Consider the following 20,187-nt stretch of genomic DNA (forward strand, 5'->3'; position numbering starts at 1 on the left):
TTATCGATAATATGGGTGCAAAGTTACACATTTGTTGCGGAATTAAAGAAGAAAAGCCGAATTATTTTGCCTCAGATTTTGCACAATCCAAGAAGATTCGTGCAGATTCGTAAGCTCAAACCAACAAAAATGTTATAATTTGATATTTAATTATTAAATAATTTGCTTATTCGGTAGAAAAGACGTACTTTTGCACCCAATATTGAAAGCGAGGAAAGAAAGAGGAGAGGAGAGAAAGAAGAGAGATTGTCAAAGACAATCATCCAAGAGATTGCAAATAAGAGAGAAATATCAGGATTTTAAAAAGAAATAGAATTATGCTAAAGTTTTTTCAGGGGCTCAGCAAGTTGCTGGCCAATTACACCTCTATTTTCGTAATAGGTGTAGCAGTATTCACATTCTTCTTCCCACATACCTTCGACTGGGTGCGCGGAACTACTCAAACCGTCATTCTCGGCATCATCATGCTCACCATGGGCTTGACCCTGACCACCAACGACTTCAAGATTCTGGCTCAGCGCCCGCTGGATGTCTTCATCGGTGCCTGCGCCCAGTTCATCATCATGCCTGGCGTGGCTTACACCCTGGTACATGTGTGGCATCTTGATCCAGCCCTGGCACTCGGAATCCTGCTGGTGGGATGCTGTCCGGGCGGCGTTTCGAGCAACATCATGAGTTATCTCTGCCATGGCGATGTGGCTTTTTCTGTGGGAATGACCTGCGCCTCTACGATTCTTGCGCCAGTAATGACTCCACTGCTGATGAAGATTACGGCAGGCGAGATTATCCATGTCGATGCAGTGGGAATGTTCATCAACATTCTGATAGTTACGATTATCCCTGTGGCCATCGGCTGCGCTTTGAATTATATCTATGGCAAGAAGGATTGCTTCCCTACCATCCAGAGTCTGATGCCGGGCATCAGCGTAACGTGTCTGGCCATTATTGTGGGAGGTGTGATTTCTACGGTTCACGATGACTTGGTGGCTCGTGGCTTATCGCTTTTCCTCTGGACTTTTGCCGTGGTTTTCTGCCACAACACCCTGGGTTACTGTCTCGGTTGGCTAGCCGGAAAGCTGGCGGGCTTCAATACAGCCAAGAAGCGTACCATCAGTATTGAGGTGGGAATGCAGAATGCCGGTCTTGCCACGGTTCTCGCGGGCAACTTCTTCGCCGCTCAGCCCCTCGCCGTATTGCCTTGCGCCATCAGTTGTGCCTGGCACAGTATTTCGGGCACCATCCTTGCCGGAATCTATCTGAAATGGGATCGCATGCATGAGAAGAAGTAAATGAATTCAGAGAGGATTCATGAATTCTTACAGAAGCAAATATTGAGCAGCACGCCCTGAAAGGGCAGAAGCTCCTAGCCCAGGGCACCGCCCTGGGTAAACATACAACCAACAAAACGCCCTGTAAGGGCAAAAGCTTCGTATCAGAAAGCTTTTGCCCTTACAGGGCGACTTCGTTATATCCCCATTATACCCAGGGCGGTGCCCTGGGCTAGGAGCTTCTGCCCTTTCAGGGCGTATTGCTTAAAGCTTACCGCTAGGCGGGTTACGGGTTAACAGGTTAACAGTTAACAGCCGTTTTTTCTATAGTTACACGAGCAAAGCACTTTTCGTTCTTCACTCTTCACTTAACCTTCCCTACTTCCCCGTGGTCAGCAGCTTCACGGCACGCTGAACTATCTCGTTGGTCTCGTTCCAAACCTGGAAATATTGACTCATATCCCAGATATCTCGCGCTACAAGGGCTTTCAGCTGCACAGCCAGGTATTTCTTCGTCTGAGCCAATTCAGCCTCATCCTTAGGCTCTATCTTCTCCTTCTTGCCCTCGGCGATAATGCCTTCAATGAGCGAAGACGGAACCTCGTAGCTTGCCAGGAACTTGTTGAAATCCTTATACTGGCTCTTCAATTCCTTGCGATGCGCATCGATAAACTTCAGGCTGTGGTTGATGACAATGCTCTTGGCTGCCAGCTGACGGTGCATCTTGGTGTACTTGGTAGTATCCAGCGGAACGAAATAATCAGGCATGATTCCGCCGCCACCATAAACCACACGATGCTTGCGTAAAGTATAATACTTCAAGCTGTCGGAAAGATGGATGCTGTCCTGGTTGGTGAACTCGCCATGCTTGTAGCGATTGTCGAGATCCATCGCATAATCCAGTCTGTCTCCCTTCTTATAAGGCTTCTGGATGCATCTGCCGCTAGGCGTATAATAATGGGCGATGGTGAGACGAATCTCGCTGCCATCATCGAAGGTAAGCGGACGCTGCACCAATCCCTTGCCGAAGGTTCTGCGACCTACCACTACTCCACGGTCCTGATCCTGGATAGCTCCGGAAACAATCTCTGCGGCAGAAGCGGTAAACTCGTTGGTAAGCACTACCACCTTTCCTTTGCGCCATCTGCCGTTAGCCTGCGCCTTATACTCCTGACGGGGAGCTGCACGACCGCTTGTATAAACGATGAGATCGCCCTTCTGAAGGAATTCATTGGCTATCTGAGCCGCAGCCTGCAAGTAACCGCCACCATTATCCTCGAGGTCGAAGATAAGGTCTTTCATTCCCTTCTTTTTCAGCGAATCCATCGCTATCGTCACTTCCTTATGACTGGTAAGGCCGAAGCTTCCCAGACGGATGTATCCGATGCCCGGGCGAATCATATAAGCCGCATCCATCGTGGTTACTGGAATCTTGTCACGTTTCACCTTGAAAGTGAGCTTATCCTTGATGCCCCGGCGCACGATAGTAAGATTCACCGTTGTTCCCTTAGGACCGCGAAGGCGTTTCATGATTTCCTCCTTGCTCATCTTGACGCCCGAAATAGCCGTATCATTCACCGCCACGATACGGTCGCCAGCAATGATTCCAACCTTCTCGGAAGGCCCATTCACTACGGGCTGGATGACGAGCAAAGTATCGTCTACCATGTTAAACTGCACGCCAATGCCATCAAAGCTTCCATTCAACGGCTCGTTCATTGCCTTGGTTTCCTTGGCCGTGGCGTAAGAAGAATGAGGGTCCAGCTTCTCGAGCATACCTCGGATGGCGTCCTCTACGAGCTTGTTCTCATCCACACTATCCACATAGAGGTTGGTGATGGCGATTTCTGCCCTACCCAACTTCTCTATCGGGCTGTTCTTGCCCATCTTGATGCGCAGCTGGGCATTGGCAGAAGTTACTGCCAGGAATGCCATGAGCGCAATAAATAGATATTTCTTCATTTCTTAAAACTAAAGTTTATGAAAGAGAGAAATCCTTCAAGAGTTAACAGGTTAACAGTTAACAGCGCTTTTTTCAATGGTTACCCCCCGAAAGCACTTGAATTCTTCACTCTTCGTTCTTCACTCTTCACTTCACCTAATCCAGCAGTGCTGAGTCTTCCTCCGGAATATCCTCTTCAATCACCAGGTTGTCGATGATGAAGTTCTGACGTTCCATCGTATTCTTACCCATATAATACTCCAGGAGCTTCTGCACCTGGTCGGTCTTGTGCAGCGTTACCTGCTCCAATCGCATATCTGGACCGATGAAATGGGCAAACTCTTCTGGCGAAATCTCTCCCAATCCCTTGAATCGGGTGATTTCCGGGTCAGGACCCAGCGCCTTGATGGCCTGCTGGCGCTCCTCATCGCTGTAGCAGTAATGCGTAATGAAGTCGCCCTTCTTCTCCTTAGGTCCCAGCTTGGCATCAGCATCCGCTACAGCCTGCTTGTTCTTGATTTTGGTTCGCTTGTTGCGTACTCGGAACAATGGGGTTTGGAGCACGTAAACATGTCCCTTCTTGATGAGGTCGGGGAAGAACTGCAGGAAGAAGGTGATGATGAGCAGGCGGATGTGCATTCCGTCAACATCGGCATCGGTAGCCACAATCACCTTATTATATCTCAATCCGTCCAATCCGTCCTCGATATCGAGGGCTGCCTGCAGCAGGTTGAACTCCTCGTTCTCGTAAACCACCTTCTTAGTCAGGCCATAGCAGTTTAATGGCTTTCCTCGCAGCGAGAATACCGCCTGGGTGTTCACGTCGCGGCTCTTGGTGATGCTTCCGCTGGCAGAATCACCCTCGGTGATGAAGATGGAGCTTGCCTCCTTCAGCTCGTTCTTGGCATCGCTGAAGTGGATGCGGCAATCGCGCAGCTTGCGGTTGTGAAGGTTCGCCTTCTTGGCACGCTCACGCGCCAGTTTAGTTACGCCAGCCATCGCCTTGCGCTCACGCTCACTCTCCTTGATCTTGTTCTCCAGAATCTCAGCCACATCCTTGTGGATATGGAGATAGTTATCTACTTCCTTCTTCAGGAAATCGCCCACATACTTATTGATGGTTTCGCCTCCGTTCGGAGACATTGTGGTACTTCCGAGCTTGATCTTCGTCTGACTCTCGAACACCGGCTCCTCTACGTTCAGTGCAATGGCAGCCACCAGTCCGTTTCGGATGTCGCCATACTCATACTTGCCGTAGAACTCCTTGATGGTTCTGGCGATATGCTCCTTGAAGGCACTCTGATGAGTACCGCCCTGGGTGGTGTGCTGACCATTCACGAAGGAATAGTACTCCTCGCCATACTGATTGGTATGGGTAAAGGCAATCTCGATGTCTTCGCCCTTCATGTGGACAATCTCATAAAGACCCTCGTTGGTCATATTATCGGTCAGGAGATCCTTCAAACCATGACGGCTGAGGATGCGGCGACCATTGTGCATGATGGTGAGTCCGGTGTTCAGATAAGTATAGTTGCGGAGCATCGTCTCCACGAAATCATCGTGGAAAGAATAGTTCTTGAACAGGGTATTATCCGGTTCGAAGAAGATGAAGGTACCGTTCTCGTCCTCGGTATCTTCGGTCTTGTCGCTCTGCAGAATACCTTTCTCAAACTTCAGATGGCGCACCTTGCCGTCGCGGAACGACTTTACCTCGAAATGAGAGCTGAGGGCATTCACCGCCTTCACACCCACACCGTTCAAGCCGACACTCTTCTTGAACGCCTTGCTGTCGTACTTACCACCGGTATTCAGCACGCTCACAGCCTCGACAAGTTTACCTTGAGGAATACCACGACCATAGTCGCGCACGCTGACCCGCAGATGATCTTCGATATCAATCTCCAATCTGGCACCAGCGCCCATCTTGAACTCATCGATAGAGTTATCTACCACCTCTTTCAAGAGTACGTAGATTCCATCCTCCGGCAGGTTACCATCACCCAGACGACCAATATACATACCCGGACGGGTACGCACATGCTCCATATCACTCAAGTGTCGGATGTTGTCATCGGTATATTCTACCGGCTGCTGCTCCTGTGGGGCTTTCAATTCATTATTATCTTCTGACATAAAATCCTCCTATGTTTTAGGGGGAATCAAGAGAAATTAAGGAGTTATGATGAAAAGACATCCGTCTTGACCTCCCTAACTCCTTAACTCACTTAATTCCTTATTTAATAATCTTCTTGTAGCATTTTCTGCGCTTGTGCATCACAGGTTCCAAAGCTCCCCACTGTCCCTGCACACCGGCATTGGTTTCCAGCTCAACCTGGGTCTCTCCCCACTCAATACCATACTTCTGGTACCAAGGTATCAGATCGGCAAAGAGAAGTGCATTCGCTCCCTTGGCACGATATTCAGGAAGAATACCGATGAGGAGGAGGTCAACGATGTTGGTCTTGTGCTGTTTGATGGCTCTCAACACATGATACCAGCCGAATGGGAAGAGGCGGCCACGGTGACACTTCTGAAGGGCATGAGCCAATGACGGCATGGTGATTCCCACACCGATGAGCTTATGCTCTCCACCCGTCCAATCCTCGATACAGGTGATGAGGTTGAAGTCGAGAAAACTGAGATACGACTTGATAAGCTGATCTATCTGCTTCTGTGAGAGTTCAGAATATCCATAGAGATCCTTGTAGGTATCGTTGATGAGATCGAAGATCTTCTGTCCCATTCCGCCTTGGAAGACTTCCTTCTTAGTAAGCTTGCGCACATGCAGATTATAGCGCTTCTCAATCATCATCGCTATCTTGGCGTACTTCTCCGGTATGGTATCAGGTACCATGATCTTGAACTCCACATACTTGTTATCTACCTCAAAACCCTCCAGGGCCTCTATGTGCTCCGGATAATAAGGGTAATTGTAGATGGTAGGCATAGTACCCAGCTGATCGAAACCCCAGGTAAGCATTCCCTCAGGGTCCATATCGGTAAATCCAAGCGGACCTACCATATCCTCCATACCTTTCTCTTTACCATACTTTTCCACAGCATCCAAGAGAGCCTTCGAAACCTCACGGTCGTCAATGAAGTCAATCCATCCGAATCGGACGGATTTCTTTCCCCACTTATTGTTTGCCTTATGGTTGATGATAGCAGCAACGCGACCTGCCAGCTTTCCATCCTTATAGGCAAGATAATACTCTGCCTCGCAGAACTCGAACGCAGCGTTCTTATCCTTGCTCAGGGTATTCATTTCGTCGCTGAAAAGATTAGGCACATCGTATTCGTTGCCTTCGTAGAGGTCGTAGTGGAAGTCGATGAACGTCTTCAAATCCTTCTTGCTTTCGACCTTTTTAATTTCTATTAATGACATGATTTCAAACTAGTTTGCAATATTATAGGATGCAAAAATAGCAATATTTCGCCAAACGACCAAATATTGCTATCTTTATTTTCAGTTTTTTAGGGGTTCAAGAATGATTACGAGCCACAAAGTGGCTTATATCACCCGATTAGTGATGGTTTTGGCGGAATCATCTTATAGGATTAGAACTTGATTTTTCAGGAAATCAGCTTATTTTTTCTCCGTTATCATCAGCACATGGCTTTCGTCGCTCAGTGTGGTGGCGAAGATATAGGTTTCACCACCATCCTTCAACTTCAATCGCTTGCGCAATTCTGCCACGGAAAGGGGGAAATTGCGGGTAGCGATGTTCGCCTTAGTGATTCCTGACAGATGACGCTTCAACTCCTTTTTATTAAAGGAGGATACGGCGATGATGCGGAAACTTCTGCCCGGGAAAACGGCGATAGGCTCACGGCTCACGAAGAGATGGCTGTTCTTGGAAAGCATCCTTGCATCATAGCGCCCGGAAAGAACGCCAAAACAGCCGGCTTTCATCAACGAGGCATTCGGCTCGTAGAGATACAGCATCTCTTCAAGGGTGGATGGGGCTATCTTCACCTGAGAAGACTCCATATCCAACTCATCGCAAACGAAGGATTGCGCATCGTTGATACAATAAATGCGGAGATTCCCGGCATGTTTTACTTCTCCATCTGCCGATGAAGCCTCCATTTCGCCCATATTTCGTGCTGACAGCACTAAAAGAAGCTCCTTGCACTCATTGTTCACGGAGATGATATGAACCTCTCTTACGTGGCTTAATTCGCTTATGGCGCGATGCCAGTCGAGCATCGGAGAGAGTTTGATGATAACGTAATCAGCCTTCAAAAACATCTCTTCCTGCAAAACGGTAACATCGGGGGTGCAATCCTTCAAGGATACCACCTTGTTGCCTGCATCGTCTCTACGGGCGGGATCTATGAAGATTATCTTAAGACCAAGGTTGGTCTTAAGTAATGACCGAGGTTGGTCATAAGTGATGCCTAAAGAATCATCATCTGATGCTGCATCTTTTTTCTTTGGATGAAAAGAATGAAGCACTTCTATTCCATCCCCATTCTTCACGATGGCGTTCTTCAATCCCAAGCGCCCGAAGTTCTCCTTTGCCGCCTCGCAGAGATGAGCCTGACGCTCCACATACATCGACTTCACTCCCAATCGGGCTGCGATATAAGAGAAATCTACTCCAAATCCACCTGTCAGGTCAACAAACTCTATTTCATTTTCAGCCTTCATCTCGGTTCCAGATGAAGAAGCCGGCAAGCCGAGCAACCTCGCAGCCAGTTCTGCCTTGTAAAGCGCTGTAGATTCAGAGGAGCATTGCTCCATAGAAATATGAGGAGGATAGATGATGCCTTCGAGACTTGCCCAACGAGGCAACTTGACACGAGCCATCTTTCGCCCGCGAATCTGATCGAGAGCGAAAGGCATATCTACTTCCGGATACTTGCTTCCGAGAAAAGCCAGCTGGCGGACGTCATCATCCTGGTACTGGCGAATAAAGTCTTGAGTAGCTTGGTTCATCATTTATGCTCTTTTTATATCTTTATAGAATAATACTTTATTTATTACTAGTTACTGGATTCTGCAGCTCTATCACGACATAAGGATTATTGCCTAACTATGGCAATAAATTGCCCTCCTAAAGGGCAAAAAGATGCCATAGGGAAGCAATAAATGGAAAGAAGCTTCATTCAAAACGGGATGTAGCCTTATTGCCAAATAATGCACTCCTAAACCTTCAGGATGCTTCCGTCGTAAAAAGCCTACTCTCGTTTTCACTCTTCACTCTTCACCATTTAGCCTGAAACCCCGATAAACACAGGGGATTCGAGAGGTGAAGAGTGGCGCTGACCCTTCACCACTCTTCACCACTCTTCACCTATCCCTATAAAAAGGTGAAGGGTGGGTGAAGAGTCACTTCTACTCTTCACCCACCCAATTACCTATCCTTCAGCCGCTTACACTCAAAAGGTGAAGAGTGAAGGGTTTTTGAGAAAATTCTCTCGCATCCGTAAAGATGCAGAGAGAAAATTCCTGTGTCTCAAGAGAAACGGTGGATTAGTCAGCCAACTTAGCCTTCAAGAACTCACGGTTCAAGCGGGCGATGTTAGCGATAGACTCGTTCTTAGGACAAACAGCCTCGCAAGCACGAGTGTTTGTACAGTTACCGAATCCGAGCTCATCCATGCGTGCAATCATCTTCTTAGCACGGGTAGCAGCCTCTACACGACCCTGTGGGAGAAGTGCCAACTGGCTTACCTTTGAGCTGACGAAGAGCATGGCAGAACCATTCTTACATGCTGCAACACAAGCACCGCAACCGATACATGTAGCGCAATCCATTGCCTCGTCTGCATTCTCCTTAGGAATCAGGATAGCGTTGGCATCCTGAGCCTGACCTGTACGGATGCTGGTGTAACCACCTGCCTGGATGATCTTGTCGAATGCTGAACGGTCAACCATACAGTCCTTGATGATAGGGAAACCAGCAGAACGCCAAGGCTCAACGGTGATAACGTCACCATCGTTGAAACGACGCATGTAGAGCTGACATGTTGTAGCACCACGCTCAGTCTTACCATGAGGTGTACCATTAATATAGAGAGAGCACATACCGCAGATACCCTCGCGGCAGTCGTGGTCGAAGACGAAAGGCTCCTGACCTGACTCGATGAGCTCCTCGTTCAAGATGTCGAGCATCTCGAGGAATGAAGTATCATCTGGGATGTTCTTCATCTCGTGTGTATCGAAGTGACCCTGTGCTGTAGGACCGTCCTGCTTCCAATACTTAACTGTGAAACTTATATTTCTTGCCATTGTCTTGTTCGCTTTTTAATTCTTGTAATTTCTTGTCTGTACCTTAATTGCCTCATACTCGAGAGGTTCCTTGTTGAGCACTGGAGCAGTTGTATCGTTGCCCTGATACTCCCAGCAACCTACGTAGAAGAAGTTCTCGTCATCACGCTTAGCCTCGCCTTCCTCTGTCTGGTACTCCTCACGGAAGTGACCACCACAGCTCTCGTTGCGGTGCAATGCGTCGTAAGCGATCAACTCGCCCATCAAGATGAAGTCACGCAAGTGGATAGCCTTATCCAACTCTACGTTCAAGCCTTCCTTCTTGCCAGGGATGAAGAGGTTCTTGTTGAATTCCTCGCGGAGAGCCTTCATCTTCTTCAAGCCTTCCTCAAGACCTTCCTTGGTACGACCCATACCTACGTGCTCCCAAAGGATGTGACCCAACTCCTTGTGGATAGAATCTACAGAGCGCTTGCCCTGGATACCCATCAGGCGGTCGATTTCCTTCTGAACACCTGCCTCTGCCTCTGCGAACTCTGGGAGATCGGTAGAGAGCTTAGGCCACAATGCCTGGTCGGCCAAGTAGTTCTGGATGGTGTATGGCAATACGAAGTAACCGTCAGCCAAACCCTGCATCAAAGCAGATGCACCAAGACGGTTAGCACCGTGGTCAGAGAAGTTACACTCACCAATAGCGAAGAGACCTGGGATAGTGGTCATCAACTCGTAGTCAACCCAGATACCACCCATTGTATAGTGGATAGCAGGGAAGATCATCATTGGGTTGTAGTACTTCACGCCGTTAATCTCGTTAGCCAACTCACCTGGGTTAACGTCGGTAATCTCCTCATACATATCGAAGAGGTTGCCATAACGCTGCAGGATAACGTCAATACCGAGACGGTTGATAGACTCAGAGAAGTCGAGGAATACGGCAAGACCTGTGTTGTTGACACCGAAGCCCTTGTCGCAACGCTCCTTAGCTGCACGAGAAGCCACGTCACGAGGAACCAGGTTACCGAATGCTGGGTAACGGCGCTCCAAGTAGTAGTCGCGGTCTTCCTCAGGAATATCAGAACCCTTCTTTGTACCAGCCTGCAATGCCTTGGCATCCTCAATCTTCTTAGGAACCCAGATACGACCATCGTTACGGAGTGACTCTGACATCAAAGTCAACTTACTCTGGTTTGTACCGTGAACAGGGATACATGTAGGGTGAATCTGAACGTAAGATGGGTTAGCGAAGTCAGCACCCTTGCGGTAGCACTGGATAGCTGCTGTACAGTTACAACCCATAGCGTTTGTAGAAAGGAAGTAAGCGTTACCATAACCACCGGTAGCGATAACTACGGCGTTGGCAGAGAAACGCTCCAACTTACCTGTGATCAGATTCTTGGCGATGATACCACGAGCGTGACCATCAACGATAACAATATCCTCCATCTCGTAACGGGTGAAGAGCTTAACCTTACCTGCCTCAACCATGCGGCTCAAAGAAGAGTAAGCACCGAGGAGGAGCTGCTGACCTGTCTGACCCTTAGCATAGAATGTACGAGATACCTGAGCACCACCGAAAGAACGGTTAGCCAGCATACCACCGTACTCACGAGCGAAAGGAACGCCCTGAGCTACGCACTGGTCGATGATGTCGTTGCTCACCTCAGCCAAACGGTAAACGTTAGCCTCACGAGCACGGTAGTCACCACCCTTTACTGTATCGTAGAACAGACGGTAAACAGAGTCACCATCATTCTGATAATTCTTAGCTGCATTGATACCACCCTGTGCTGCGATAGAGTGAGCACGACGTGGAGAGTCCTGGATGCAGAAGTTCAAGATGTTGAAGCCCATCTCGCCGAGAGAAGCAGCAGCAGAAGCACCTGCCAAACCTGTACCTACGACGATAACGTCGAGCTTTAACTTATTCTTTGGGTTAACCAAACGCTGGTGAGCCTTATAGTTGGTCCATTTCTCAGCAACTGGTCCTTCAGGTATTCTAGAATTTAATGTTTTTGCCATAATCTTTTTTAATACTTAAATGATTACACGAATTATGCGCAGCACAAAGATGGAGCGCAACCGAAAGCGAATGCCAATACAACTACGATGAAGAGGAGAAGCAGGATGGTAGAGTAAATCATACCAATCATCTTCCAACGGCAGAACCAAGTCTTACCGCTCCAACCGAGAGTCTGAATAGCACTCCAGAAACCGTGAGTGAGGTGGAACCAAAGAGCTACCAACCAGATGATGTAGAGAACTACGAACACTGGGTTAGCGAAGGTGTCCTGAATGAATGCGAAGCCATCTGATGGGCAGTGGCCGAAGCTTGTACCCAAAAGTTCAGCAAACATCATGTTGTACCAGAAATTGAAGAGGTGAAGCAACAAACCGAGAACGATGATGATACCGAGCACCAACATGTTCTGGCTAGCCCACTCTACCTTCTCTGGCTTTGCGGTTACCTCGTAACGCTGGTTACCGCGAGCACGACGGTTCTGTGCTGTCAGGATGAAAGCGTAAACGATGTGACAAACTGCCAAAGCTGCCAAACCTAATGTTGCAACTACGGCGTACCAGTTAGCACCCAACAACTCGCAGATTGTGTTGTAAGCTTCTCCAGAGAAAAGCGCAACCACATTCATACAACCGTGGAATGTCAAGAATAGAATAAGTGCGATACCAGTTACTGACATCACTACCTTTCTACCAATAGATGAATTGATTAACCACATAAATGATTGAATTTTAATTATTTAACTGTTTGAAACTAATTTATTATTTCCTTCATCTCGTACTTGCAATACCATTTTCAAGGCATTCTGCAATCCTCATTTATAGGTATATTTTCGCAAGTCTGCTGCAAAATTACTATATTTTAATGATTTATCAAAGTATTTTTGCTAAAATTTCAATTAAATTTCTTACTTTTGCCGAAAATTAGATAAAATATAGATTAGAAACAGAGATTATGAACTTCAATTATGACGTACTCGTTATCGGTGGAGGGCACGCCGGATGCGAGGCAGCAGCTGCCTCGGCAAACATGGGCGCCAACACCTGCTTGATAACGATGGACATGAACAAGATTGGTCAGATGAGTTGCAATCCTGCCATAGGCGGTATTGCCAAGGGACAGATTGTGCGAGAGATTGATGCACTGGGCGGACAGATGGGTATCGTCACCGACAAGACGGCTATCCAGTTCCGTATGCTTAATATGGGAAAGGGACCTGCCGTATGGAGTCCTCGTGCTCAATGCGACCGTGGCAAGTTCATCTGGGAATGGAGAACCATCCTCGACCATACCGACAACCTCGATATCTGGCAAGACCAGGCCGACGAACTGCTCGTAGCAAACGGAGAGGCTATCGGCGTGCGCACCATCTGGGGTGCCAAGTTCTATGCCAAGAGCATCATCATTACTGCCGGCACTTTCCTCAACGGACTGATGCATGTGGGAAGAAAGATGGTGGAAGGTGGAAGATGTGCAGAACCTGCCGTTCATCATTTCACGGAAAGCATCACCCGATGGGGAATCACATCGGCAAGAATGAAAACAGGAACTCCTGTCCGCATCGACAAGCGAAGCGTTCACTTCGAAGATATGGAGGAGCAACCGGGCGACATCGATTTCCATCAGTTCTCGTACATGGGCAACCACAGAGTTCTGAAACAGCTTCCTTGCTGGACATGCTATACAAACAGCAAGGTACACGAAATTCTGAAAAGCGGATTGGATGACTCACCTTTATATAATGGCCAAATCCAAAGCACAGGTCCCCGTTACTGTCCGAGCATCGAAACCAAGCTTGTCACCTTCCCCGACAAGGAACAGCACCCGCTCTTCCTGGAACCAGAAGGTGAAGATACCAATGAAATGTACCTGAACGGATTCTCATCCAGTATGCCGATGGACATCCAGCTGGATGCACTCCACGAAATCCCGGCATTGCGAGATGCAAAGATCTACCGACCAGGTTACGCCATCGAGTACGATTACTTCGACCCAACCCAGCTGAAGCATTCGCTGGAGTCGAAAATCATCAAGGGACTTTTCTTTGCCGGACAGGTGAACGGAACCACCGGTTACGAAGAAGCAGGAGGTCAGGGCACGGTTGCCGGAATCAACGCTGCGCTTCATTGTGTGGGCGACAAGACGTTCGAGATGAAGCGAGACGAGAGTTACATCGGCGTACTCATCGATGACCTCACCACAAAGGGTGTAGATGAACCATACCGCATGTTCACCTCAAGAGCTGAGTACCGCATCCTGCTCCGTCAGGACGACGCCGATGCCCGACTCACGGAAAAAGCATACGAGCTCGGCATCGCCAAGCGCGACCGTTACGACTGGTGGATGGAGAAGAAAGATGCCATCGAAAGAATCATCGACTTCTGTGCCAACTATCCTATCAAGAAAGACGAGATCAATCCGAAGCTCGAAGCACTCGGCACTACTCCACTCCGCGCCGGCTGCAAGCTCATCGACCTCGTGGCTCGTCCGCATCTCAACCTTCAGAACCTGTCGGAAATCATCCCCGACCTGAAGGCAGCGATGGAAGCACCAGGCAACCGGAAAGAAGAGATTGCCGAGGCGGCAGAAATCAAGATGAAGTACAAAGGATACATCGAGCGCGAGCGACTCATCGCCGACAAGATGCACCGTCTGGAGAACATCAGAATCAAGGGACGCTTCAACTACTCTGAGATTCTCGAAATCTCAACAGAAGGACGACAAAAGCTCGAGCGCATCGACCCTCACACGTTGGCTCAGGCAAGCCGAATTCCAGGTGTATCTCCAAGCGACATCAATGTACTGCTCGTCCTACTGGGAAGATAAGCAAAGATGCATTGCTCGTCTTACCAGGAAGACAAGCAGAAGAATTGGCGGTTTCAGCAAGAAAAACCTGCAAAACAAGGGATTCTCAGCAATGTTTCACGTGAAACCACTCTTGCATAAAGCATTTGATACCAAAGAGCTTAGAGCCTTTTGCATCAAGTAAATTGTGGTTAAAGCAAAACTTCAGTGTTTCCGTGAAACACAGCCGATAAAAGCTGCCAAAACTCGAAGAAATAATAAAAAACATAGTATTAATTTATAGTATAAAAGACAATGAACAATCAGCTATTATTAGACAATCTGCGTTGCATTCCAGATTGGCCAATCAAGGGGGTAAACTTCCGCGATGTTAGTACCCTGTTTAAGAATCCAGAGTCTCTTAAAGAGATCTGCGATGAGATGTACGAGATCTACAAAGACAAAGGTATTACCAAGATTGTAGGCATCGAATCACGTGGTTTCGTGATGTCTTCTGCCCTCGCAATCCGTCTCGGCGCAGGCGTAGTTTTATGCCGAAAGCCAGGTAAGCTTCCATGCAAAACCGTACAGGAAAGCTATGCGAAAGAATACGGTATAGACACCATCGAAATCCACGAAGATGCCATCAACGAGAACGACATAATCCTCCTTCACGACGACCTTCTCGCCACCGGCGGAACCATGAAGGCAGCCTGCAATCTGGTGAAGAAATTCCACCCAAAGAAGGTGTATGCAAACTTTATCATCGAACTCGTAAACGAGAATTTCGAAGGCAGAAAGAACTTCGATGAGGATGTAGAAGTATCTACGTTATTGCAGTTGTAAAGCATGAAAAATGCTTGATTAATGCATATAATTCTGCAGCTATAAAGCATACGGGCGTTGCCGTTTCACGTGAAACAGCAACGCTCTTTCACCCTATTTTAACCCCATAAAGGTATGACGAAACAAGAAAATGAGGAAAGATTAGCGCGGTTAAAAAGCATCGTTTTAAGCATGCCGGAGAAACCGGGAAGCTATCAATATTACGACGAGAATCACACGATTATATATGTAGGAAAGGCGAAAAATCTGAAGAGAAGAGTATCTTCCTACTTCCATAAAGAGGTAGATAGATACAAGACAAAGGTACTTGTTTCTAAGATTTTCGACATTTCATACACCGTTGTGAACACCGAAGAAGATGCACTTTTGCTGGAAAACAGCCTTATTAAAAAGTATAATCCAAGGTATAATGTTTTGCTGAAAGACGGCAAAACCTACCCCTCTATATGCGTTACAAACGAGTATTTTCCCCGCATTTTCAAGACGCGCCATATCAATAAAAAGGTGGGAACTTTCTTCGGTCCTTACCCTCATTTGGGCAGTATGTATGCCGTTCTGGAGGTCATCAAGAAGCTATATAAACCCCGTACTTGCAGGTTTCCTATCACTAAAGAAGGCGTGGCGGAAGGCAAATATAAGCCCTGCCTAGAGTACCATATTCATAACTGCGGAGCACCCTGCATCAACAAACAGAGCTACGAGGAATATCAGGAAAACATGCGCCAGGCGCGTGAAATTCTGAAGGGAAACACCCGGGAAGTAAGCAAATATCTCTATAATCTGATGATGAAAAATGCCGAACTTCTCCGCTTTGAAATAGCCGAAGAATACAAGAAGAAATACCAGTTGCTGGATGATTTTGAGGCAAAAAGCGAGGTGGTAAGCCATACGATTACCGATGTGGATGTCTTCACGATCGTGAATGATGACGCCATGAAGAACGCCTTCATCAACTATATTCACGTGAAAAACGGCACCATCAACCAGAGCTTTACCTACGAGTATAAGCGCAAGCTGGAGGAGAGCGACGAGGAACTTCTGATTACCGCCATACCGGAAATCAGAGAGCGTTTCCACTCCACTTCGAAGGAGATCATCGTACCTTTAGAGATGGAATGGAAGCTGAAAGATGCCACCTTCTTCGTGCCTCAGAGGGGCGACAAAAAGCACCTTCTGGAGCTCTCGGAAATGAACTGCAAGCAATATAAATTCGACCGCTTGAAGCAGGCAGAAAAGCTCAATCCTGAACAGAAGCAAACCCGATTGATGAAGGAATTGCAATCGAAACTGAAGCTTCCAAAGATGCCTTACCAGATAGAATGCTTCGATAATTCCAATATATCGGGTACGGATGCCGTGGCTGGATGTATTGTATATAAAGGTATGAAACCATCCCGAAAAGACTACCGTAAATACAACATCAAGACGGTGGAAGGACCAGATGATTATGCTTCGATGCAGGAGGTGGTAAGACGCAGATACAGTCGCATGATAGAGGAAGAAACTCCCCTGCCAGACCTCATCATCACCGATGGTGGCAAGGGGCAGATGGAGGTGGTAAGAGAGGTGATAGAAGATGAACTGCACCAGGAAATCCCTATCGCTGGTCTTGCCAAGGACGACCGCCATCGCACCAATGAACTTCTCTACGGTTTCCCGCCACAAACCATCGCTCTACCACCGGAAAGCGAGCTTTTCAAGGTATTGACGCAGATACAGGACGAGGTACATAGATACGCCATCACCTTCCATCGCGACAAGCGAAGCAAGCACGCTCTCCATTCTGAGTTAGACGACATCAAGGGCATCGGTCCTAAGGCAAAAGAAGCGCTCCTGAGCAAGTTTAAGAGCGTGAAAAAGATAAAGGAAGCATCGCTGGAACAGCTTACCGAGGTATTAGGCCCTCATAAAGCCGAAATTCTTGCGAAATATTTCACAGAAAAGAGCGAGAATATGAAATAAAAGTCGTATATTTGCAGTTGAAACTAAATAATAATAATAATAAAGATTGAACAGAACCCAGGATTCCACAAAATGCTATTCATAAAGTTCAATGTTCAACATTCAAAGTTCAAAGTAGTAATATGAGAATAGTAATACAGCGTGTCGGCCATGCCTCTGTTACCATCGAAGGAGAAGTAAAATCAGCCATCAAACAAGGCTATCTTATCCTTCTCGGCATTGAGGAAAGCGACACATCAGAAGATGTAGATTGGTTGGTTAGAAAGATCATAGGCCTTCGTGTTTTCGACGACGAAAATCACGTAATGAACCGCTCTATCATGGATGTAAACGGCGAGATTCTGGTGATTAGCCAGTTCACCCTATTCGCCAGCTACAAGAAGGGCAATCGCCCTAGCTGGCTCAGAGCAGCCAAGCACGAAATCAGTGTCCCACTCTATGAAGAGTTCTGCAAGAAGCTATCCGATGCTCTCGGAAAGCCAGTTGGAACAGGCGAATTTGGTGCCGATATGAAGGTAGAATTGCTGAATGACGGTCCGGTTACCATCATGATGGATACTCATAATAAGGAATAAGAATATGACAATAAAAGAAGCACAGGAAGTAGTAGATAAGTGGATCAAGGAATATGGCGTTCGCTATTTCAGCGAACTTACCAATATGGCTTGTCTTACGGAAGAAGTAGGAGAACTGGCTCGTGTCATCGCCCGAACATACGGCGACCAGAGCTTCAAGAAAGGCGAAAAGCCTAATCTAGGAGAGGAAATGGCAGACGTTCTCTGGGTTCTCATCTGTCTGGCTAACCAAACGGGTATCGATCTTACAGAAGAGCTCCAGAAAAGCATCGACAAGAAGACCCAAAGGGATTCGGAAAGACATAAGAATAACCCGAAATTGAAGGATCATAATGATTCAAAATTGAAGGAGTAAACAACCCGAAATTGAAGGAAGAAGCACCTCCGAAAGCGAAGGAGTAAAACCGAAATATAAAGAATAATATAGATAACTCAACTTTAATAATTAAACAAGTAACATTAAGTATGAGCAGCATTAAAGAACAGGTTCTTGCACAGCAGCAAGGACAATACAGCGAGTCAGACGATAAGTATTTATCTGTCTTGAAACAGTATAACTGCGACCTCAACGACGAAGAAGTAGCAGCAGAAGTAAAGAAGATTCTTGACGAGAAGGTAGCGGAAAACGAGACCATGGAGGTGAAGAAATTCCTCTTTGGCAGCATCGAACTTACATCTCTTCATACAGAAGATACAGAAGAAAGCATCCTGGCAATGATTGAGAAAGTAAATCAATTTGCCAAGGATTATCCTGAACTTCCTCACGTAGCAACCGTATGCACCTACCCTAACTTCGCAGGACTTATCAGTCAGAGTCTGGAGGTAGATGGCGTAGAAATCGCAGTTGTAAGCGGTAATTTCCCATCTTCTCAGACATTTATCGAGGTAAAGATTGCCGAAACAGCCATGGCTATCAAGGATGGTGCTACAGAGGTAGATATCGTTATGCCAGTTGGCAAATTCTTCAGCGAGGATTACGAAGGTCTCTGCGATGACATTCAGGAACTGAAGGCAACCTGCGGTGAGCACAAGATGAAGTGCATCCTGGAAACAGGCGATTTGAAGAACTGCAGCAATATTATGAAGGCTTCTATTCTTGCCATGTACTCTGGTTCTGATTACATCAAGACTTCTACAGGTAAGGAGAAGATTTCAGCTACCCCTGAGGCAGCTTACGTGATGTGCCAGGCAATCAAGGCATATTATGAGAAGACTGGCATCCAGATTGGTTTCAAGCCAGCTGGCGGCATCAACACCGTTCACGACGCAGTGGTTTACTACACCATCGTGAAAGAAGTTTTGGGTGAAAAGTGGCTTACCAACGAGTGGTTGCGCCTTGGAACCTCACGTCTTACCAACCTTCTCTTGAGCGAGCTTATAGGAAAGGAAATCAAGTACTTCTAAAAGGAGATTGAACAAGCCAAAACTTTATAAAGGTGATAGGTAAAACACGATACAAGAAGCAAGAAATACAGTAATAGATAAAAGATAAAGGGCTGATTCTCAACGAGAGAACCAGCCCTTATCTTTAATGTATATAAAGTATTTTAAAATCAAAATTGCATAATAAAACGGCATTACGCCTTTCGTTCAATCACAAAATCCAAATAAGCCTTCAGCGCATTATAGATGCTCTTATCCTCCACATAAGTATCAAGGAAAGTCATCGCCTCGGCATGGAAATCCCACATACGCTTATCAGCGTATTCAATACCTCCGTTTTCCTTGGTAAATGCAACAAGCTGAGCAATCTCTTCTCGCGATACAGTACGAGCCTTCACCTTTCGTGCAAGCTTCAGCATCTCCTCGTCGCCAGTAGATTTCAAGGCATAGATTACAGGAAGCGTAAGCTTACCCTCGATCATATCATTTCCGGTAGGTTTACCTATCTCCTTGGAGTCGTAATAATCAAAGATGTCATCACGAATCTGGAAGATAATACCCAGATTCTGACCGAATCGCCTAGCCTCTTCTATCTCTATGGCAGAAGCATGGGTTGACATTGCGCCAATACCTGCACAAGCCTCAAAGAGAGCAGCTGTTTTCTGTTTGATTACCTGATAATATATCTCTTCTGAGATTTCATCATTACTAATACTGTTGAGCTGAAGTATCTCACCATTCGACAAGATACGACCCAATTCGGCCAGATTGCGTACGATTTCCTCGGAGTGTGAATAGGAAACATTAAGCAAAGCGGTAGAAAGAATATAGTCACCAACAAGCACGGCTACCTTATTGTTATAAGTAGCATTCACACTTGCCTGACCACGACGCTCGCCGCTTTCATCTACCACATCATCATGCACAAGAGAGGCGGTATGGAGCAACTCCAAACCGACTGCCGAATGCTGGGTAACCTCTGAAACCTTGCCGAAATTTCGCGCCATCAACAGGATGAGCATAGGGCGCATTCGTTTACCAGCGCGCTGACGGATATGGTCGAGCACCTGGGAAAGAAGGCCATCGCTATGCATCAAAGATTTGTTGAACAAATCAACAAAATCAGCCAATTCTGCCTCAATAGGCTGCTTAATAAGTGATAAATAGTCCATTAATTCTAAAATTTGATACAA

15 protein-coding genes are annotated in these 20,187 nt (G+C 46.9%); 7 read left to right on the forward strand and 8 right to left on the reverse strand.

All coding sequences use genetic code 11. The features are described from left to right. The first annotated feature begins 317 nt into the window (after positions 1–317). The gene (locus tag AAAT87_RS00805) at positions 318–1,289 is read left to right on the forward strand and encodes a bile acid:sodium symporter family protein (RefSeq protein ID WP_089543087.1); all 972 of its coding nucleotides are present in this window, start codon (positions 318–320) and stop codon (positions 1,287–1,289) included. A gap of 357 nt (positions 1,290–1,646) precedes the next feature. Here AAAT87_RS00805 and AAAT87_RS00810 read toward each other — a convergent pair whose 3' ends face one another. From AAAT87_RS00810 to AAAT87_RS00840, 7 genes are all read right to left on the reverse strand, one after another. Beyond that, positions 1,647–3,230, reverse strand: a complete 1,584-nt coding sequence (locus AAAT87_RS00810) for a S41 family peptidase (RefSeq protein WP_349225354.1) — start codon at positions 3,228–3,230, stop codon at positions 1,647–1,649. 136 nt (positions 3,231–3,366) lie between these two features. Continuing rightward, positions 3,367–5,343 (reverse strand): DNA topoisomerase IV subunit B, encoded by a 1,977-nt coding sequence (locus tag AAAT87_RS00815; RefSeq protein ID WP_349225355.1) that lies wholly within the window; start codon positions 5,341–5,343, stop codon positions 3,367–3,369. A 100-nt stretch (positions 5,344–5,443) separates the two neighbouring features. Then, positions 5,444–6,595: an N-acetyltransferase gene (locus AAAT87_RS00820; protein ID WP_295025460.1), complete on the reverse strand. Its 1,152-nt coding sequence runs from the start codon at positions 6,593–6,595 to the stop codon at positions 5,444–5,446. A gap of 201 nt (positions 6,596–6,796) precedes the next feature. Continuing rightward, positions 6,797–8,155, reverse strand: coding sequence for a THUMP-like domain-containing protein (locus AAAT87_RS00825; protein ID WP_349225356.1), 1,359 nt, complete (start codon positions 8,153–8,155; stop codon positions 6,797–6,799). 534 nt (positions 8,156–8,689) lie between these two features. Further along, entirely contained in the window at positions 8,690–9,448 is a 759-nt protein-coding gene (locus AAAT87_RS00830) for a succinate dehydrogenase/fumarate reductase iron-sulfur subunit (protein WP_089543082.1), read from the reverse strand. 15 nt (positions 9,449–9,463) lie between these two features. Then, positions 9,464–11,446, reverse strand: coding sequence for a fumarate reductase/succinate dehydrogenase flavoprotein subunit (locus AAAT87_RS00835; RefSeq protein WP_089543081.1), 1,983 nt, complete (start codon positions 11,444–11,446; stop codon positions 9,464–9,466). A 32-nt stretch (positions 11,447–11,478) separates the two neighbouring features. Further along, positions 11,479–12,162 carry a succinate dehydrogenase/fumarate reductase cytochrome b subunit gene (locus tag AAAT87_RS00840; protein ID WP_117587139.1) on the reverse strand — a complete coding sequence of 228 codons (684 nt, stop codon included), beginning with the start codon at positions 12,160–12,162 and terminating at the stop codon, positions 11,479–11,481. A 236-nt stretch (positions 12,163–12,398) separates the two neighbouring features. Between AAAT87_RS00840 and mnmG the strand changes: the two genes are divergently transcribed. The 6 genes from mnmG to deoC all read left to right on the forward strand — a co-directional run bounded on the left by mnmG (position 12,399) and on the right by deoC (position 19,015). Continuing rightward, positions 12,399–14,270 (forward strand): tRNA uridine-5-carboxymethylaminomethyl(34) synthesis enzyme MnmG, encoded by a 1,872-nt coding sequence (gene mnmG / locus AAAT87_RS00845; RefSeq protein WP_349225357.1) that lies wholly within the window; start codon positions 12,399–12,401, stop codon positions 14,268–14,270. A gap of 273 nt (positions 14,271–14,543) precedes the next feature. Continuing rightward, positions 14,544–15,074 (forward strand): adenine phosphoribosyltransferase, encoded by a 531-nt coding sequence (locus tag AAAT87_RS00850; RefSeq protein WP_349225358.1) that lies wholly within the window; start codon positions 14,544–14,546, stop codon positions 15,072–15,074. A gap of 114 nt (positions 15,075–15,188) precedes the next feature. Continuing rightward, positions 15,189–17,036 carry an excinuclease ABC subunit UvrC gene (uvrC, locus tag AAAT87_RS00855; protein WP_349225359.1) on the forward strand — a complete coding sequence of 616 codons (1,848 nt, stop codon included), beginning with the start codon at positions 15,189–15,191 and terminating at the stop codon, positions 17,034–17,036. Between the two features lie 122 nt (positions 17,037–17,158). Beyond that, positions 17,159–17,611: a D-aminoacyl-tRNA deacylase gene (gene dtd, locus AAAT87_RS00860; protein ID WP_295023898.1), complete on the forward strand. Its 453-nt coding sequence runs from the start codon at positions 17,159–17,161 to the stop codon at positions 17,609–17,611. A gap of 4 nt (positions 17,612–17,615) precedes the next feature. After that, entirely contained in the window at positions 17,616–17,966 is a 351-nt protein-coding gene (locus AAAT87_RS00865; protein ID WP_349225360.1) for a nucleotide pyrophosphohydrolase, read from the forward strand. A 110-nt stretch (positions 17,967–18,076) separates the two neighbouring features. Then, positions 18,077–19,015, forward strand: a complete 939-nt coding sequence (deoC, locus tag AAAT87_RS00870; RefSeq protein ID WP_295023896.1) for a deoxyribose-phosphate aldolase — start codon at positions 18,077–18,079, stop codon at positions 19,013–19,015. Between the two features lie 173 nt (positions 19,016–19,188). Here deoC and AAAT87_RS00875 read toward each other — a convergent pair whose 3' ends face one another. Then, positions 19,189–20,166 (reverse strand): polyprenyl synthetase family protein, encoded by a 978-nt coding sequence (locus AAAT87_RS00875; RefSeq protein WP_349225361.1) that lies wholly within the window; start codon positions 20,164–20,166, stop codon positions 19,189–19,191. Positions 20,167–20,187 lie beyond the last annotated feature (21 nt).

Source organism: Segatella sinensis, from assembly GCF_040095255.1.
GTDB classification, from domain to species: Bacteria; Bacteroidota; Bacteroidia; order Bacteroidales; family Bacteroidaceae; genus Prevotella; species Prevotella sinensis.

Bases quoted from the DNA above. Each gene is read 5' to 3' on its own strand.
- dtd (WP_295023898.1), top strand. From the start codon at position 17,159: ATGAGAATAGTAATACAGCGTGTCGGCCATGCCTCTGTTACCATCGAA.
- AAAT87_RS00805 (WP_089543087.1), top strand. From the start codon at position 318: ATGCTAAAGTTTTTTCAGGGGCTCAGCAAGTTGCTGGCCAATTACACC.
- AAAT87_RS00840 (WP_117587139.1), bottom strand. From the start codon at position 12,162: ATGTGGTTAATCAATTCATCTATTGGTAGAAAGGTAGTGATGTCAGTA.
- AAAT87_RS00825 (WP_349225356.1), bottom strand. From the start codon at position 8,155: ATGATGAACCAAGCTACTCAAGACTTTATTCGCCAGTACCAGGATGAT.
- AAAT87_RS00820 (WP_295025460.1), bottom strand. From the start codon at position 6,595: ATGTCATTAATAGAAATTAAAAAGGTCGAAAGCAAGAAGGATTTGAAG.
- AAAT87_RS00835 (WP_089543081.1), bottom strand. From the start codon at position 11,446: ATGGCAAAAACATTAAATTCTAGAATACCTGAAGGACCAGTTGCTGAG.
- AAAT87_RS00875 (WP_349225361.1), bottom strand. From the start codon at position 20,166: ATGGACTATTTATCACTTATTAAGCAGCCTATTGAGGCAGAATTGGCT.
- mnmG (WP_349225357.1), top strand. From the start codon at position 12,399: ATGAACTTCAATTATGACGTACTCGTTATCGGTGGAGGGCACGCCGGA.
- AAAT87_RS00850 (WP_349225358.1), top strand. From the start codon at position 14,544: ATGAACAATCAGCTATTATTAGACAATCTGCGTTGCATTCCAGATTGG.
- AAAT87_RS00815 (WP_349225355.1), bottom strand. From the start codon at position 5,343: ATGTCAGAAGATAATAATGAATTGAAAGCCCCACAGGAGCAGCAGCCG.
- AAAT87_RS00865 (WP_349225360.1), top strand. From the start codon at position 17,616: ATGACAATAAAAGAAGCACAGGAAGTAGTAGATAAGTGGATCAAGGAA.
- deoC (WP_295023896.1), top strand. From the start codon at position 18,077: ATGAGCAGCATTAAAGAACAGGTTCTTGCACAGCAGCAAGGACAATAC.
- uvrC (WP_349225359.1), top strand. From the start codon at position 15,189: ATGACGAAACAAGAAAATGAGGAAAGATTAGCGCGGTTAAAAAGCATC.
- AAAT87_RS00830 (WP_089543082.1), bottom strand. From the start codon at position 9,448: ATGGCAAGAAATATAAGTTTCACAGTTAAGTATTGGAAGCAGGACGGT.
- AAAT87_RS00810 (WP_349225354.1), bottom strand. From the start codon at position 3,230: ATGAAGAAATATCTATTTATTGCGCTCATGGCATTCCTGGCAGTAACT.